The organism is Streptomyces sp. NPDC006476 (assembly GCF_040612015.1).
GTDB classification, from domain to species: domain Bacteria; phylum Actinomycetota; class Actinomycetes; order Streptomycetales; family Streptomycetaceae; genus Streptomyces; species Streptomyces griseorubiginosus_B.
Genome location: NZ_JBEXPK010000300.1, coordinates 1 through 1,466, shown reverse-complemented (window position 1 = coordinate 1,466; position 1,466 = coordinate 1). Strand labels below are relative to the sequence as shown.

Genomic DNA, 1,466 nt, shown 5'->3' with positions numbered 1-1,466 from the left:
CATCCGGGATCGCCCGCTTCACCAGCGCGGCCGTCGCCGCCTCGACATCACCGGCATGCTCTTCGAGCGCGGCCGCGACCGCCGAGCCGATCAGGTCGGGGGTGTCGGAGGCCGCCTGCACCCGGCGGCCGACGGGCACCACCGTGACACCGCGCGCCGCCCGGCCCTGCCGTCCGGCGGTCGCCGGCTGCCGCGGCTTCTCCCGGGCCGCGGGCTTCGTCGGCTGCGCCGGCTCGGCCGTGCCGCACTCGGCCGGGTCCAGGTGCTGCGGGTATCCCGCGACCTGGTGACGGGCCGGCTGCCCGCACAGCACACACGGCTCAGGCGCGGCCAGGACATCGACGTCGTCCGCGCCGACACTCGGCTCCGCTTCCGCCGGGCCGTCGACCTCGGGGTGGCCGGCGGGTGCCTCCGCGGCCGCGGCCAGCTTGGCGCGGGCGGCCTCGAGGAAGTACGCGTACTGCTCCCGTACCTCGCCGCTCGGATCCCGGCCGGACTCCCAGCCGCCGACCGTGGACGGGCTGACGCCCAAGGCCTGCGCCAACTGCGCGCGAGAGGTTCAGCCCCTCGCGCCGCGCACGCCGCTCCAAGGCCGGCGGCAACGGGATGCGGCCGGGCGCCGTGGACGCCAGTAGCGCGTCGATCGCCTGGAAGCTACTCATCGTCTGCCCCTTCCTGAGCTGGCTCTTCCGGCCCTTCAGGTCTGCGCCATGTCGACGAAACGGGAGTAGTGCAGCTGGCTGGCGGCGGTGATCGTGGCGGTGGGGCCGTTGCGGTGCTTGGCCACGATCAGGTCCGCTTCGCCGGCCCGGATCCTTCTCGTAGACGTCCTCGCGGTGCAACAGGATCACGACGTCGGCGTCCTGTTCGATGGCGCCGGATTCCCGCAGGTCGGAGATCATGGGCTTTTTGTCGGCCCGCTTCTCCGACTCCCGGTTCAGCTGGGACAGGGCGATGACCGGGACTTCCAGTTCCTTGGCGAGCAGTTTCAGGCCGCGGGAGATCTCGGCGACCTGCTGCTGCCGGCTGTCCGCGTACTTGCTGAATCCGGATTCAATGAGCTGGATGTAGTCCACGATGATCAGGGACAGCCCGCTCTTCGCCTTCCGCCTGCGGGCCCTGGACCGGATGTGGTTCAGCGTGATGTTCGGGGAGTCGTCGATGAACAGCGGCGCCGCGGAGATGTCCGGCATCCTGCGGGCCAGCCGCGTCCAGTCCTCCTCCGTCATCTCCCCGGACCGCATATGGTGCAGCGGCACCTTCGCCTCAGCAGACGCGAGCCGCATGGTCAGCTCCGTGCGGCCCATCTCCGCAACGATCACTGGAAACCGCCGCGTCTACCCCGTCGTCTTCGTGGACGCCATCAACGTGAAGATTCGGGTTCTGTCGACGATCTTGTGATCCGGATAGTTCAGACTCACCGTGCGAGTAGGACGCGTTTGCGTAGGAGATCGAGGCTGGCCCTG

1 protein-coding gene and 1 pseudogene are annotated in these 1,466 nt (G+C 70.0%); both read right to left on the bottom strand.

Annotated elements, in window-relative coordinates; translation table 11 throughout:
- A partial coding sequence (locus ABZZ74_RS54175) for a helix-turn-helix transcriptional regulator (protein ID WP_356951449.1) occupies window positions 1-544 on the bottom strand: 544 nt, incomplete at its 3' end.
- Between the two features lie 153 nt (window positions 545-697).
- Window positions 698-1,310: pseudogene (locus ABZZ74_RS54170) on the bottom strand (DnaB-like helicase C-terminal domain-containing protein); the annotation flags it as partial.
- Window positions 1,311-1,466 lie beyond the last annotated feature (156 nt).